The sequence below is a fragment of the Sulfurimonas sp. genome (assembly GCF_029027585.1).
Lineage (GTDB): Bacteria > Campylobacterota > Campylobacteria > Campylobacterales > Sulfurimonadaceae > Sulfurimonas.
The window spans coordinates 1,259,845-1,275,591 of sequence record NZ_CP093397.1 but is presented as its reverse complement, the minus strand read 5'-3'; the positions used below and the strand labels follow the sequence as shown (position 1 = coordinate 1,275,591).

General features: G+C 33.3%; 14 protein-coding genes and 1 pseudogene. 10 read left to right on the top strand and 5 right to left on the bottom strand.

Features of this window, described 5'->3' with window-relative positions:
• Positions 1-7: 7 nt before the first annotated feature.
• Complete coding sequence (gene rsmA / locus MOV50_RS06580) at positions 8-784, bottom strand: 16S rRNA (adenine(1518)-N(6)/adenine(1519)-N(6))-dimethyltransferase RsmA (protein ID WP_321779601.1); 777 nt, start codon at positions 782-784, stop codon at positions 8-10.
• Between the two features lie 155 nt (positions 785-939).
• Between rsmA and hisF the strand changes: the two genes are divergently transcribed.
• The 4 genes from hisF to MOV50_RS06560 all read left to right on the top strand — a co-directional run bounded on the left by hisF (position 940) and on the right by MOV50_RS06560 (position 3,742).
• The gene (gene hisF, locus MOV50_RS06575) at positions 940-1,698 is read left to right on the top strand and encodes an imidazole glycerol phosphate synthase subunit HisF (protein WP_321779600.1); all 759 of its coding nucleotides are present in this window, start codon (positions 940-942) and stop codon (positions 1,696-1,698) included.
• Positions 1,695-2,234, top strand: a complete 540-nt coding sequence (locus MOV50_RS06570) for a purine-nucleoside phosphorylase (RefSeq protein WP_321779599.1) — start codon at positions 1,695-1,697, stop codon at positions 2,232-2,234. Before hisF ends, MOV50_RS06570 begins: the two co-directional genes overlap by 4 nt.
• Positions 2,228-3,313, top strand: coding sequence for a 23S rRNA (adenine(2503)-C(2))-methyltransferase RlmN (gene rlmN, locus MOV50_RS06565; RefSeq protein WP_321779645.1), 1,086 nt, complete (start codon positions 2,228-2,230; stop codon positions 3,311-3,313). Before MOV50_RS06570 ends, rlmN begins: the two co-directional genes overlap by 7 nt.
• Positions 3,314-3,499: 186 nt before the next feature.
• Entirely contained in the window at positions 3,500-3,742 is a 243-nt protein-coding gene (locus tag MOV50_RS06560; protein ID WP_321779598.1) for a hypothetical protein, read from the top strand.
• A gap of 374 nt (positions 3,743-4,116) precedes the next feature.
• Here MOV50_RS06560 and MOV50_RS06555 read toward each other — a convergent pair whose 3' ends face one another.
• Positions 4,117-5,034 carry an RluA family pseudouridine synthase gene (locus MOV50_RS06555; protein ID WP_321779597.1) on the bottom strand — a complete coding sequence of 306 codons (918 nt, stop codon included), beginning with the start codon at positions 5,032-5,034 and terminating at the stop codon, positions 4,117-4,119.
• An 88-nt stretch (positions 5,035-5,122) separates the two neighbouring features.
• Here MOV50_RS06555 and purB point away from each other — a divergent pair, with 88 nt between their 5' ends.
• From purB to MOV50_RS06525, 6 genes and pseudogenes are all read left to right on the top strand, one after another.
• Positions 5,123-6,451, top strand: coding sequence for an adenylosuccinate lyase (gene purB, locus MOV50_RS06550; protein WP_321779596.1), 1,329 nt, complete (start codon positions 5,123-5,125; stop codon positions 6,449-6,451).
• Positions 6,452-6,462: 11 nt separating this feature from the next.
• Positions 6,463-8,828, top strand: a pseudogene (locus tag MOV50_RS06545) (ribonucleoside-diphosphate reductase subunit alpha).
• A gap of 1 nt (position 8,829) precedes the next feature.
• Positions 8,830-9,195, top strand: a complete 366-nt coding sequence (locus MOV50_RS06540; RefSeq protein ID WP_321779595.1) for a hypothetical protein — start codon at positions 8,830-8,832, stop codon at positions 9,193-9,195.
• 22 nt (positions 9,196-9,217) lie between these two features.
• A complete protein-coding gene (gene fliW, locus MOV50_RS06535; protein ID WP_321779594.1) occupies positions 9,218-9,607 on the top strand; it encodes a flagellar assembly protein FliW in 390 nt (129 codons plus the stop codon).
• Between the two features lie 106 nt (positions 9,608-9,713).
• Positions 9,714-11,069, top strand: coding sequence for a trypsin-like peptidase domain-containing protein (locus MOV50_RS06530; RefSeq protein ID WP_321779593.1), 1,356 nt, complete (start codon positions 9,714-9,716; stop codon positions 11,067-11,069).
• A gap of 107 nt (positions 11,070-11,176) precedes the next feature.
• Positions 11,177-12,457, top strand: coding sequence for a citrate synthase (locus MOV50_RS06525; protein WP_321779592.1), 1,281 nt, complete (start codon positions 11,177-11,179; stop codon positions 12,455-12,457).
• Between the two features lie 13 nt (positions 12,458-12,470).
• Here the strand turns inward: MOV50_RS06525 and MOV50_RS06520 are convergent, their stop codons facing one another.
• The 3 genes from MOV50_RS06520 to MOV50_RS06510 all read right to left on the bottom strand — a co-directional run bounded on the left by MOV50_RS06520 (position 12,471) and on the right by MOV50_RS06510 (position 15,734).
• A complete protein-coding gene (locus tag MOV50_RS06520; RefSeq protein ID WP_321779591.1) occupies positions 12,471-13,328 on the bottom strand; it encodes a DUF438 domain-containing protein in 858 nt (285 codons plus the stop codon).
• Between the two features lie 139 nt (positions 13,329-13,467).
• Positions 13,468-14,625 (bottom strand): ABC transporter permease, encoded by a 1,158-nt coding sequence (locus tag MOV50_RS06515; protein ID WP_321779590.1) that lies wholly within the window; start codon positions 14,623-14,625, stop codon positions 13,468-13,470.
• Positions 14,622-15,734, bottom strand: a complete 1,113-nt coding sequence (locus MOV50_RS06510; RefSeq protein ID WP_321779589.1) for an ABC transporter permease — start codon at positions 15,732-15,734, stop codon at positions 14,622-14,624. Before MOV50_RS06510 ends, MOV50_RS06515 begins: the two co-directional genes overlap by 4 nt.
• Positions 15,735-15,747 lie beyond the last annotated feature (13 nt).

Sequence of the window (15,747 nt, the reverse complement as noted above, 5' to 3'; positions counted from 1 at the left end):
CTTTTTGTTATTTTATTTTTTTATAGAGTTGGTGATAGTCATGTGTAGAAATTTGATGAGGACGAATCGTTAGTGTATATTCAAGCTCATTTAAAGCTTCTTGAATCTTTTCTTTTTCATAAACAACAGATAGATTTTTCATAAGAGTTTTGCGAGGCTGCTTAAATGCAACTCTAAGCATGCCCTCAAAATCCTCATTACTTCTATCTTTAGTCTTTTGTATAAGAAAAACAGCAGAGTTTATTTTTGGCGGAGGTTCAAATGCAGTTGGAGGCACTTGCACAACTATATGTGCTTCTGCCACACTTTGAGTTATAACACTCAAAGACCCAAATACCTTCTGTCCCTCTTGCGCGCAAAATTTCTCTGCTACTTCAAGTTGTACCATTACAAGTATGTTTTTACACATTGGATCTGCGAGTGCTTTTAATATGATGTTTGTCGCTATATAATAGGGCAAGTTTGCCACCAAATCATACGGCTCATCAATCAAGCTACTCTGCCAAGCGTTCAATACATCTCCACAGTTTATGTGAAGTCGCTTGGTATCAATCTCTTTTTTAAATGTACTTTGCAATAGTTTACACAAATCGGTATCGACCTCAAAAGCTTCTACACTTTTGACATCTACTAAATATTTAGTTAAATCACCTAAGCCAGGTCCAATTTCTACGATTTTATTATCGTTTTTGGGCATCGCTTCGACGATTTTTCTTAAAACTATTTCATCTTTTAAGAAATTTTGTCCAAATTTCTTTTTAGCTACAACGCTATTTTTATTCATAAACATGATTCTATACTAATTTTGCTTATAGTTAGTTAATATGAGAGATTATATTTGTATCAATATAAATGTTTCATGTGAAACATAAAAGGTTTATACTCTTTATAAGAAGCAAAGAGTATAATTCCAACATATTATATAAGGTATGCTTTCATATGAACTATTTCGCTAAAAGAATTATTCCTTGTCTAGATGTAAAAAATGGGCGAGTTGTTAAAGGCGTTAACTTCGTTGGTTTAAAAGATGCTGGTGACCCAGTTGAAGTTGCTAGAAGATATAACCAAGAAGGCGCTGATGAGATTACATTTTTAGATATCATGGCTTCTAGTGATAATAAAGACACCATAGTAGATATAGTTGCCGAGGTAGCAAAAGAAGTTTTTATACCACTAACTGTTGGTGGAGGAATCAGAAAACTTGATGACATTTACAAGCTTTTAAATGTTGGTTGTGACAAAGTAAGCGTTAATTCTGCCGCTATCAAACGCCCTGAGCTTATAAACGAGAGTGCAAAACGCTTTGGTTCACAGTGCATCGTTACTGCCATCGATGTAAAAAGAACAGGAGATAGGTACCATGTTTTTTTAAATGGTGGTAGAGTAGATACAGGTCTAGATGCTGTAGAGTGGGCTAAAGAAGTAGTAAGTAGAGGAAGCGGAGAAATACTTTTAACCTCTATGGATGCCGATGGAACAAAAGCAGGTTTTGAGTTAAACATCACAGAGCAAATCTCAAAAGCTGTAAATGTTCCTGTAATTGCTAGTGGTGGGGCAGGGACAATGGAGCATATAAAAGATGCTTTTGATATAGGTGCAGATGCAGCTTTAGCCGCTAGTATCTTTCACTATAAAGAGATAGATATTATGGATTTAAAACATTATTTACATGACAACGGTATAGCGGTAAGATTATGATTATTTGCGCTGGAAATAACGAAACCTTTGATTTTGCTACTCCAATGGGAGTTGGTTTAGTAGAAACCGCTATGAATTTAACAAGACTTTGTTTGTTTGATAAACCAGAGTTTTTACTTTTTGTTGGTTCAGCTGGTAGTTATGGTAATCATAAAATCTTTGACATAATCGAATCAAAAACTGCTTCAAATATTGAACTAGCCTTTTTGAGTGCAGATGCTTATACTCCTCTTGATAATGTTGTATCAACTAACATAGAAGAAAAAAAAGATGTTATTGTCAACTCATCTAATTATATTTCAACAAACAAAGAACTAACAAAAAAGTTTTTAAACTTTGGGATAGAAATAGAAAATATGGAATTTTTCAGTGTTTTGAAAGTTGCTGAAGAGTTTGATATTCCTGCTGGTGGAGTTTTTTGTATTACTAACAATACCGATGAAAATGCTCATAAAGATTTTTTAGAAAATCATGAAAATGCAAAAGAACTTTTAAGTACACATGTAAAAAAAAGAATAAAGGAACTAACATCTTAGTAACTAACACAAAACCTTCTCTTCTTGATTTTACAAAAAAAGAGCTACTAACTTTAATCAAACCTAGTTTTAGAGTAACTCAAATCTTTGGTTGGTTATATCATCAGTATGCTCAAGATTTTGATGATATGAAAAACATACCAAAAGCTTTAAAAGAAGAGTTAGCAAAAAAGTATATTGTAAATCCTCTCACAATTATAAATAAAGAAGAGTCTAGTGATGGAACTATAAAGTACCTTTTACAGATGCAAGATGGAAAAACCATGGAAGCTGTTTGGCTTAAGATGAAAGATACTCAACTTGATGAAAAAGGTGAAGTCATAGCAGAAGCTAGATATACTATCTGTGTTTCAACACAAGTTGGTTGTAAAGTTGGCTGTTCGTTTTGTTTAACTGCAAAAGGTGGTTTTACTAGAGATTTAACCGCTGGAGAGATTGTAGCTCAAGTTGTAACTTTAAAACGGGATAACGACCATAAGCATAATAGAAAAATAAATATAGTGTATATGGGAATGGGTGAGCCACTAGACAACTTAGACAACCTAGCAAAAGCGATAGAAATTTTTAAAGAAGATGATGGTCTATGTATTGGTGGCAAAAGACAAACTGTTTCAACAAGTGGACTTAGCAATAAGATAGACCAACTTGGGAAGATGGATTTAGGTGTTCACATAGCCATATCTCTTCATGCTGTTGATGATAAGCTTAGAAGCGAACTAATTCCTATGAATAAAGCACATAACATAAGTTCTATCATACAAGCAGTTAAACGCTTTCCAATAGACACAAGAAAACGGGTAATGTTTGAATACCTAGTTATTAAAGGCAAGAACGACGACATAGGCTCTGCTAAGAAGCTCATAAAGCTTTTAAGTGGTATAAAGGCCAAAGTAAACCTTATCTACTTCAATCCTTACCCAGGGACTACTTATGACAGACCACAGAAGGAAGATATGGTGGCTTTTGCGGACTACTTAATCAAGCATGGGCTTTTATGTACCATAAGAGATTCTAAGGGTATTGACATCAGTGCTGCTTGTGGTCAGTTAAAAGAAAAAATTCAGAAGGATATATTATGAGTTATTTAGACATATTTCAAGTTGTTTTTTTAGTTATAGTATTTGGCGTTGGTGTGGTTAGTTTTATTAAAGCAGCTACAAACAATGACTAAGTACCCCTTTAAAACAAAAATTAATAAACTTACTGTAACCTTCTTATGATAAAATAGGTTTAATGTAACCGTAAATAAAAAAAAGGAATTTAAAATGCCAGAAAAGAAAAAAACAAACACAGATAGAATTAAAAGAATATACGATCTTTGTCAACTTCATTTTGGGGATGTTCGTTTTGTTGGTATTAAGTATCACAAAAAAATTGGTTGGATTGCAAAAGCACAGTTTGATGATGGTTTTGAAAATTTAACGGCAGATGGAGAATCAAGTGTTGAAGCACTTCGTAATCTTAAAAATCGTGTTAAGAAAATCATAAAAAGATATAACGCAGTATAAAACAAAAAAGAGTAAACGACCAACACACCAGGGAGGTCGTTTATCAGCGTAATAATACCCTACTTTTCTCATAAACCCAAATTATTCACTACAAATTTTAAAAACTTCTCTTAAAAAAATTATAAATCAAAAAAATGTTTGTAAATTTATTCTTAATGTGTATTATTCACACATTGTTCTAAGTTGTGAATATCTCTACTCTTCAAGTAAGCTAAATTTGAATTTTCTTTGACTTTTTAAGAATTATTTTATATAAATCTATGCTGAAATATCAAATCTTACACCTTGCTTAAAGCCCATAAATACGGGCTTTTGTACTTATTCCTTAAATTGTACCCTTTACTGAACGAATGTCTTTTAATAATCCATAAATGTTATTCACATTCACTTAAACTTTTAAGGCAGATATCCTCAAAATTAACCTTGCTTTGAACATGGTACTCATTACCATAGAGTTCAAACTCCAATTCATTCGCATGAAGAAGCAATCTTGATGCTCCGCTTAGTTCAATTCTTTTTTTAGCATCTAGCTCTTTATCTAAAAATCTGATTATATTTTTTTCACTTTGACCATAAATCGGGTCACCAACTATTGAATGTTTCACATGAAACAAATGTACTCTTATTTGGTGTTGCCTTCCTGTATATGGAACACACTCTACTAAAGTCATATTTTTGTCTTGGAAATACTTTAAAGGATAAATATCTGTCTTAGATGCTTTTCCTTCTTTGTGAACTTTTACTACCATTCTAACTATTGCACTTTCATCTTCTCTTCTTAATAATGGTTCTTGGATTGATAAATTTTCTTTTACTTCTCCATGAACAAGTGCTAAATATCTTTTCTTCATATTTCGCTCTTCAAACATCATCTTAATATCTCTTTCGCTTTGTTTGTTTCTAGCACATAAAACGAGTCCGCTTGTTTCTTGATCTATACGATGAGCAATATTAGCATCTCTGCCAAACTGATATTTTAATTCATCTATAAGAGAGTAGGGGGTTTTTCTATTTTGTGGGTGAATAAGAACTCCACTAGGCTTATCAAAAACTACAAATTCTTCTTCAACTCTTGTTGGTTTTAAACCTTTTGTAATTGGCTCAAAGTATATAAATTCAAACTCACCTTCGATTTCCCCCGCTGTTCTGGTCATTGGTATATCGTTGACAAATAGGCGACCTTTGGCGATTAATCGCTGAGCTTCTTTTTGTGTATAGTTCAATTCTTTTATCAAATACAGAAATGCTTTCTTTTTTTCTTTAGCAAACATTTTTTTACGAACAAATGGCAAAATTTAAATCCTCTTTAATCAAATATTTACTAAAAATTATGTAGAATAATAGCATAATATATAACATTAATTATAAGGTTTCAATAATATGATAGATAGATATTCTAGAGAAGAAATGCGTAAAAATTGGACACAACATGCAAGATATGCTGCATGGCTAAAAGTTGAAAAAGCAGCTGTTAAAGCTTGGGCTAAACTTGGAAAAATTCCTCAAGATGATGCAGATAAAATCGTAAAAAATGCAACATTCTCAGTAGAGCGTATCGAAGAGATTGAGGCAATTACCAAACATGACCTTATTGCATTTAATACAAGTGTTTCAGAATCACTTGGTGATGAATCAAGATGGTTTCATTATGGCATGACATCTTCAGATGCAGTTGATACTGGTGTAGCACTACAAATGAGAGATTCTTTAACAATAGTGATAGACGATGTAAAAATATTGATGGAGTCTATCAAAAAACGCGCACAAGAGCATAAGATGACTTTAATGGTTGGTCGTTCTCATGGCATACATGGTGAGCCAATTACATTTGGTCTAACTTTAGCGGTTTGGTATGATGAGATGGCTCGTCACTTAGTGAACTTAGACCAAACTATGGATGTTATAGCAGTAGGTCAAATATCAGGAGCTATGGGTAACTTTGCTCACGCACCACTTGAACTTGAAGAGTTAGCAATGGCTGAACTTGGTCTAAAACCTGAGCCTTGCTCAAATCAAGTTATTCACCGCGACAGATACGCTAGACTTGCAACAACTTTAGCACTATTAGCTTCTTCAGTTGAAAAGTTTGCCGTTCAAGTAAGACACCTACAAAGAACCGAAGTGTATGAAGCTGAAGAGTTTTTTGCAAAAGGTCAAAAAGGTTCTTCTGCGATGCCACATAAGCGTAACCCTATCCTTACTGAAAATATCACAGGTCTTGCAAGAATGATTAGAGCTTACGCAGCACCAGCAATGGAAAATGTGGCACTATGGCATGAACGAGATATCTCTCACTCTTCTACTGAGCGATTCTGGTTACCAGATGCTTTTATCACTATGGACTTTATGCTTCACCGCATGAATAGCGTTATTGCTAACCTTACAGTGTTCCCAGAAAACATGATGAAAAACTTAAACCTTACTGGTGGGCTTGTATTTTCTCAGCGTGTACTTTTAGAACTTCCACTTCAAGGCGTTTCTCGTGAAGATGCTTATCGCATCGTTCAAAGAAATGCTATGAAAGTATGGGAAGAAATTCAAAAAGGCAAAGCATCTACTGATGAAAATGGTGAGAGTTTATACTTAAACCATCTATTAGAAGATGATGAACTAAGAGAGTCACTTAGTGAAAAACAAATCAGAGAATGTTTTAACTTTGATTATTACACAAAAAATGTAGATGCAATTTTTAACAGAGTATTTAAGTAATAGGGGGATAAATGATAACAATTATAAAAAGAAACGGACGAACAGAACCGCTTGATATTAGTAAAATTCAAAAATACACTTCTGCTGCTATCAAAGGACTAACAAATGTTAGTCAAAGTGAGCTTGAAGTTGATGCGCAGATATTGTTTCGTGATGGAATAACATCTAAAGAGATTCAAGAAACTCTTATCAAAACTGCGGTTGATAAGATAGACATAGACTCTCCAAACTGGACTTTTGTAGCATCTAGACTCTTTATGTTTAACTTGTACCATCAAGTAAATGGCCATTCTGGTTATTCTTCATTAGAAAAGTATTTTAAAAGAGGGGAAAAAGAGGGAAGACTTCTTCAAGGTCTTGGTGATTCGTATGACCTTGAGAAATTAGACAAACATATAAAACCTGATAGAGATATGCTTTTTAACTACCTTGGCGTTAAAACTCTTTACGATAGATATATTATCAAAGACAAAGATTCTAATCCCATAGAGCTTCCTCAGCATATGTTTATGGCTATCTCTATGTTCTTAGCACAAAGAGAAGACGATAAGCACGAATGGGCTATAAAGTTTTATAACATGATATCTCAGTTTGAGGTGATGCTTGCAACTCCAACACTCTCAAATGCAAGAACAACTAGACATCAACTTTCATCTTGTTACATAGGTTCAACTCCCGATAACATAGAGGGAATCTTTGATTCTTACCAAGAGATGGCGATGCTTTCTAAGTTTGGTGGAGGCATCGGTTGGGACTGGACTGGCATCCGTTCTATGGGTTCATTTATTGATGGCACAAAAATGCTGCTGGCGGAACTGTTCCTTTTTTAAAGATTACAAATGATATTGCCATAGCAGTTGACCAACTAGGGACTAGAAAAGGTGCTATCGCTGTTTATATGGAACCTTGGCACATAGATATAAATGACTTTTTAGACTTGAAGAAAAACTCTGGAGAAGAGCGTCGTCGTGCGCATGACCTATTTCCTGCAATGTGGTTAAATGACTTGTTTATGCAAAGAGTCCAAGAAGATGCTATCTGGACTCTTTTTGACCCTTATGATGTTAGAGAACTTGCAACACTTTACGGAGATGAATTTAACAAGCGTTATATAGAGTTAGAAGAAGATGAAAGCATTATAAAAGAAAAAATCAAAGCTAAAAACTTATGGAAAAAGATACTAACATCTTACTTTGAAACAGGTTCACCTTTCCTTTGTTTTAAAGATAACGCTAACAGAGCAAATCCAAATGGACATACTGGTGTTATAAGAAGTTCAAACCTTTGTACTGAGATTTTTCAAAATACAAAACCAAATCATTATAAAATAAAGTTCATTTTTGAAGATGGAAACAGTATCTCTTATGAAGAAGATGAAATAGTAAAAGTAGATAGTGGAATGGAAAAACCTGCGAAAAAAGTAACTGCTCTTGACTCACTTGGTGGTCAAGCTATCTATGTAGTAGAAAAAGAAAAAATCAACGGCGATACTGCTGTGTGTAACTTAGCCTCTGTAAACCTTTCTCGTATAAATACAAAAGAAGATATCAACAGAATAGTTCCAATAGCAATTAGATGTTTAGATAATGTTATAGATTTAAACTTTTACCCAGTTGAAAAAGTAAAAAGAACTAACATGAAAAGTCGTTCTATCGGTCTTGGTGTTATGGGTGAAGCTCAGATGCTAGCAGAACAAGGTATCACTTGGGGAAGTCAAGAACATTTCGATAAGGTAGATGAAGTTATGGAAGCTGTTAGTTTTAACGCTATTTCCGCTTCATGTGATTTAGCAAAAGAAAAAGGTAGCTATCCTGAGTTTGAAGATTCACACTGGAGCAAAGGTATTATGCCTATGGATCATGCAAATGCCGAGGTTATTAACCTTGTTGATAGAGGTGGACTTTTTGCATCTAGCTATGAGTGGGATGAATTACGCGCAAAGGTTAAACGACAAGGTATGAGAAATGGTTATCTTATGGCTATCGCACCTACGAGTTCTATCTCTATTTTAACGGGAACTACTCAAGCGATTGAGCCTGTATTTAAAAGAAAATGGTTTGAAGAAAATTTAAGTGGTCTTATTCCTGTTGTTGCTCCTAGGCTTTCTCCTGAGACTTGGGCATATTATACTCCTGCTTACGATTTAAACCAAACTCTACTTATAAAAGCAGCAGCAATTAGACAAAAATGGATAGACCAAGGTCAAAGCTTAAACATCTTTATAACTCTTGATAAAGCTAGTGGAAAATACCTAAATGAGATTTATATGTTAGCTTGGAAGCTAGGTCTTAAATCAACTTACTATCTTCGTTCACAATCGCCAGAAATTGCAAATGATGTTGAAGACAGAAGTATGGAATGTGTAGGTTGTCAATAGCATGAAGCCTTTACTCTCAACAGAATTACCAAATTTCTTAAAAAGATTTGGTGATTTTGTAGATGCTGAGATTCGTTCTATGGAGGCTATCTCCCCAACAGTTATACAAGTTGTTATAGCTGCTCAAGATAGCGCTAGAGGCTTTGACTGGTTAAGCATAAGTTTAGAGTTTTCTAATATTACAGATGCCAAACTCATTAACAACTCAAAACTCTCACTTGTTGATATGAGTGAAGGTTTAACACTCTTTTTTCAAGATAATTATTTTGTTTTAAGTATAAATAATTATAATAACTTAAGCAGTGTAAAAGATGCTCTTTTTTATATAATCTCTTCTAGTATAAAATATGAAGAAGGTTTATTCTAACAAACTAACGCAAGGAAAAAAAATGCAAAAGTATGAAGTTAAAGGAAATATTTATGGATTTGACAATACTCTAAATCTTGAAATACACAAAGTAGATGAACTGTTTGCAACGATGCAAGACTGTGACAATAAAGAGATATCTTTTACAATAGCTAACCCTTATGTTCTTAGAGAATACTCTTTTGATTTGCCATCAGATATAAAAGTTCTTTTAGACATTAATGAAAAATCAAATGTTAGTGTTTATAACATTGTTGTTATACAAAACCCACTAGAAAATTCTACTGTAAATTTCATAGCTCCTATTATTGTTAACAATGACAACAACAAAATTGCTCAAACAATTTTAAATGCTAAAAACCATCCTGATTTTGGTATGAGTGAAAGTATCAAATCATTTAGGAAAGAATAATAACAACTGCTTCAATCTAGTTACCATTAACTATTCATTAGGCGTACATTAGTAATTTGTAAACAATTAAATTATAAACTATCATAAACCTTCTTAAGGATACAAGATGAAAAAGTTATTATTAATCTGTTTAGTTACTATTAGCCTACTTCAAGCAAAAGATAGCGTAGAGTTTAAATTTGCCGAGCAAGATTTTAAAAGAAAAAATCCAACAAGCCAAAATTATATACTTTCATATAACAACATTTTAAAAGATGTTAGATCAAGTGTTGTTAGTATCTCAACTCAAAGAACCATAAAAAGTGGGGGTGCGTATGGCAATCCTTTTTTAAGAAGACAAAACATGATGCCACAAGCTGCTATGGGAAGTGGTGTTATAATCACGAAAGACGGTTACATCGTTACCAATAATCATGTTGTAGCTGGAGCAGATGTAATTAAAGTTATCATCTCAAAAGATAAAAAAGAATACACCGCAAAACTTATAGGTACAGATGCGAAAAGCGATATAGCCATCATAAAGATAGATGCAAAAGAGCTAAATGCTGTTACTTTTTATAACTCGGACAAGGTAAGGATTGGAGATATTGTTTTTGCTCTTGGAAACCCTTTTGGTGTTGGTGAAACTATAACTCAAGGCATCGTTTCAGCAACAGGCAGAAGTAGTGTTGGTATAGTTGAGTATGAAGATTTTATACAAACAGATGCATCTATAAACCCTGGAAATTCTGGTGGTGCTCTCATAAACTCAGCAGGACATCTCATAGGAATAAATTCAGCAATCATTTCTAAAACAGGAAACAATGTAGGCATAGGTTTAGCGATAAGCTCAAACATGGTAACTTCAATAGCCACTCAGTTAATCAATAAAGGAAAATACACTCGTGCTTACTTGGGAGTTGGCATCTCTGATGTAAGTGAAGATATGAAAAGTTTTTATAACAACAAACTTGGAGCACTTGTTATTAGCATAGAAGACAATACTCCTGCTGCAAAAGCTGGTTTAAAGAGAGGTGATTTGATTATCTCAGTAAACGGCAAAGATATACAAAGTGGGAGTGAACTTAAAAATATCATAGGCTCTTACCCACCTTCTCAGGTTGTAAATATAAAATTTTTACGAAACAAAGAGATAGATATTGTAAATGTAAAACTAGGCTCTCTTGAAAAACAAGCTTCTAGTGGCGGATTAACCTATAAAGGAGTAACTGTCATATCTATGAGTTCTCAACTTCAAAAACTTCTAAAAATAAATGCTAACATAGATGGAGGAGTTTTAATAAAAGAGGTGAAAGAAGGGAGCCAAGCTCAAAAAATAGGTCTAATGAGAGATGATATTATAGTTCAAATAGAAAACAATGAGATAAAAACTATTGATGATTTTAAATCTGCTACTTCTAGCAATGAAAGAAAAAGAATTTACATTTTTAGAAGAGGAAGTATTTTTGCAATAGTGTTGTAATAATACCACACCTTAGAAGAAATATATATAAATACCTTTGTAACAAAACCAATATCATATAATTTTTGGTTATAATATATCAAATTTTTAAACTAAAAAGGACAATGATGAGTAAAGACATAATTACCATAACAAACAATAGAGATAATAAAAGTTATGAATTTCCGATATTAGATGCTAGTGTAGGACCGTCAGTAGTTGATATATCTACATTTTATAAAGAAACAGGCATGTTTACTTATGATGAAGGCTATACATCTACAGCATCTTGTCAATCAAAAATAACATATATTGATGGCGGAGCTGGTAAGCTTATGTATCGTGGTTATGATATTGCATACCTTGCAAAAGAAAAGACTTTTTTAGATACTGCTTATCTTCTTTTACATGATGATTTACCATCTGCTGAGCAGTTAAAAGCTTATGAGGGAGAAATTACAAAGCGTTCTTTTGTAAATGAAGGAATTAAAAAATTATTTGATTCTTTCCCTGATCAAGCACATCCAATGGCTATTTTATCTGCTGGTGTTTCTGCTCTTTCTACATTTTATTTTGACCACTTAGAGATAGATGATAAAGATGAATACCAAGAGATGTCAAACAGAATCGTTGCTAAGATTCCTACTCTTGCTGCTTTTTCATACAGATACTCAAACGGCTTACCAATTATCTATCCAGACATGAACAAAGGTTTTACTGAAAATTTCTTAAACATGCTAAGAGCTTATCCACATAGTTATGTTGACTTAAAGCCTATCGAAATCAAAGCACTAGATACTATCTTTACTCTACATGCCGACCATGAGCAAAATGCATCTACAACTGCTGTAAGAAACCTAGCATCTACTATGGCGCATCCTTATGCTGCAATTGCTGCTGGTATTGGTGCATTATGGGGAAGAAGTCATGGTGGAGCAAATGAAAGCGTTATTCGTCAACTAGAGATGATTGGTACAGTTGATAGAGTCGATGAGTTTATTGCAAAAGCAAAAGATAAAAATGATTCATTTAGACTTATGGGCTTTGGTCATAGAGTATATAAAAACTTTGATCCTCGTGCAACAGTTCTTAAAGAGATTAGAAATGAACTTATGACTGAACTTGGAATTAGTAGTGAGCTTGTTGCGGTGGCAGAAAAAATAGAAAAAATCGCTTTAAGTGATGAGTATTTTATTAAACGCGGTCTTTATCCAAATATTGACTTCTACTCAGGTCTAATCCTTCAAGCACTTAAAATTCCAAAAGAGATGTTTGCGGTTATTTTTGTAATCGGTAGAACTCCTGGTTGGATTGCTCAGTGGAGTGAACTAAGTAAACAAAAAACTGTTAAAATTGCTCGTCCTCGTCAATTATATACAGGACCAACAGAGAGAACTCCAGAGTATTAAAACTCTGGGTTCATTACTCCCAGTCTAGTAGTCTTTGTTGCCCTTCAAGACTTCGTATATGTGTAACATCTTGACTCACTTCTATAACACCTTTATACTCACCTTCATCATTACGAATAGCAAAGTAACGAATGTGAATAAACTTACCTTTAAAGGTAATCCAAAACTCTGCTTCATCTCGGTTTCCAGCTTTAAACTCTCGTAAAATCATTAACACTTGGTCAACTGATTTTGGAGGATGACAAAATTTAACTTCACGACCAATAATCCCTGCACTTCTTGGAAAAACTCTATCTTCTCCACGATTATAAAAGATAACGATATCATTTTCATCAACATAAGTAATATCAACAGGCATAAACTTTAAAAGCCAGTTAATTTGTTCTGGAAGCATATGACCTTGTTCTAAATCTAAGCGTCCCTCTAGTGAAAAAGGAAGTTTTCTTTTTTTTGTATCTAACGATGGGTGGATATATTCCCCTTCTTCATGTACTGGATAAAGAGCTGGATGCTCATCAAACATCCAACCAATCTCTTCATCTCCATCTCGCATCTCTTTCCAGTCATCTTCTTGCATAAGTTGCATAGCGTTTGGTAAAAGTCTTTGTTCTTCAACTTGCATAATATGCTCTAAGTTTGAAAAAAGGTTTTGTAAAACCAAACTAAGAGCTTGTACATCATCTGTATCTACTAAAGTTCTAGCTTGTTTTATGATAGCACGAATATCGTCATGGAATGCCCACATATTTTGTGAAGGCGATGTCCAACCATACTGCTCTAAATAAGGGAAAAGTTGATTTTCTTTTCTTGCAAAGTGTTTTTTCAACCCTACAAAGTCGAGCAAATTTTTCTTTAAATTCTTCGTTGTCATTTTGTATATCGATAGAATTAATACTTGCTATCAAGCCTCTAATAAGTTGATTTTCTTCCAAATATACACGGCACGGATGCCCGTCTGCTAAATTTGCAAAGTGATTCATAGTTTAATTTCCTATTATTATAATACGAAATTATACACTTTTTATATTATCTCTTTTTTGATTTATAACAAGATAAGCTAAAGTCCCATAGATGATTACTTGAAGCCAAAGAATGGCATACAACTCTATAACCATATCAAAACTCGCACCCATCTGGTTTAGTTTTAAAAAACCTTCGATGGCTACGGTTGAAGGAAAGAGCATCGAAAGATATACTAAAGCTTGTGGAAGCGCTTCTACTGGCCACACAAAACCTGCTGTAAACACAAGAGGCAAAGAACTAAATAATATAGCGGGAGTCGCTATCTCTCTACTTGAAAATAAAGCACCAATAAAGATACCAAAAAAGATAACCGCTAACAAAAACACAAAACCAAATGTTAGCAAATCAATCATAGATGCTAAATGAGTAATATCAAACATCTCAAAACTAAATCCAAAATAAAAAAGCATATGAATAAAAAATATAAAACCAAAAATCATAACTCTAGATAACATCATCATCCATGTTGGAGCAATTTTAAAGTAACCACTCTCGCCTCTGCTAATCTTTTCGTTTATCCCTCCACCAAGTATCCCTAAACCTATAAGCAAAGTCTGTTGAAGTATAAGAACAAAAACTGCAGGTATAACATACTGAGTATAAGAGTTTTGAGGATTAAAAAGATTTATAATGTTTAAAGAATAGGGTGCGTAAGCTTCTTTTGCTTTACTAAGAGGTACCTGTTTTTTTAAAAGATTTGCTATTTTTATGGTGGCGCTTTGTGTTAGAACTGACTTCATTGCACCCTCTAAAATACCGCCATAAATTAAAAAATAACTAGCATCTGCACCAACTGCGATTATTGGACTTTTATTTAATGCTAAATCTTTTTTAAAATTATTTGGAATAATAACTATCGCTTTTACATCTGCTCTTAAAAGAGCATCTTTGGCATCCCTCTCACTTAAATCAACTCTCTTTACACTTATTTGAGGAGTTGCATCTAACTTAAATATAATATCTCTAGAAACATCACTTTTATCTAAATCAACAACACTAAGAGGCAAACCGCTAACACTTTGTGAGGTGTATGGTTGAGGATATAAAAAAGAATATAATATAACTCCACCGATAATAGTTAAAACTATCGCAATATCTGAAAATATAAGTTTTGCCTCATTAAAAAAAACATCTTTAAAGTTCATCTTTGAAGCCTTCTTTTAAACATATAAAACACAGGAACAAAAATTATCCAAAAACTAAAGAGTATGAGAAGCTTTTGTAGTTCTAAGGTAAAACCTAAACCGTAATTTGCTTGAGATATTTGAAGCTCTACGAAATGAGAAATAGGAAGCATATCTCGCCAAAACAGGGCAAAACTATTCATGTTGAAAATAGGAAAAGTTACACCTAAAAAAGCAAATGCTGGAGCAGTATAAACTGCTCCAAGACTTAAACTTCTAGCATAATCAAAACCAGTTACAAAAAACAAAAGTGCTATACCTTGATACGCTACAACTGTTAAAAACATCCCAAAAATAGTTATGATAAATGAGCCTTGAAGCTCCCAAGATAAAAATTGATACATATATAACAGATACCCGATTCCAAGAAAAAGGTAAGAAAGAGTATATGGCAAAAGTTTACCAATAATACTCACTTCAATAAATCCATCTTTAAAAAACTCTTTTTCCTCATTTGCTTTAAACATTGAACCAAAAGACACCAAAGTTGCAACAACTATAAAAATTTGCCAAATAGCAGGTAGCAAAGCTGAAACAAGAAATAAAAAATAGTTTTGATAAGTGTTAAAAAATGGCGTGATTTGCATCTGTATGGGAGAAATAAAATCTCCACCTTTAACATACTCTATCTCTGGGGAACTTTGCATAACAGTAGAGGTTAAAGCTGCTGATAGAATCTTTCCAATAAGAATATACTGCGTATTTAACATCACAGTTACTTTAGGCTGTTTTTGTAAAAGCATGTCTTTATAAAAATGTTGTGGAATTACAACAACACCATAAACTTCACCCCGTTTCACAAGAGCCATCGCATCTCTTAAAGATAAACTCATCTTTTTTATATCTATGGTTGAAGAACTTTGTATATTTGATATTAGTTTAGCGGATATGCTACTTTTATCATTATCTACAACAGTAATCGGCATATCTCTAACAACACCCTGATAAAAGATAGAAATGATTAAAACAAAACTAACAAGAGGCAGAAAAGTTATAAGTGAAAATTTGTACCAAGAATTTTTAATACTTCTAATTTCATATAAAAAAGATGCTATTAATACTTTATACATTATCCCCATTTCC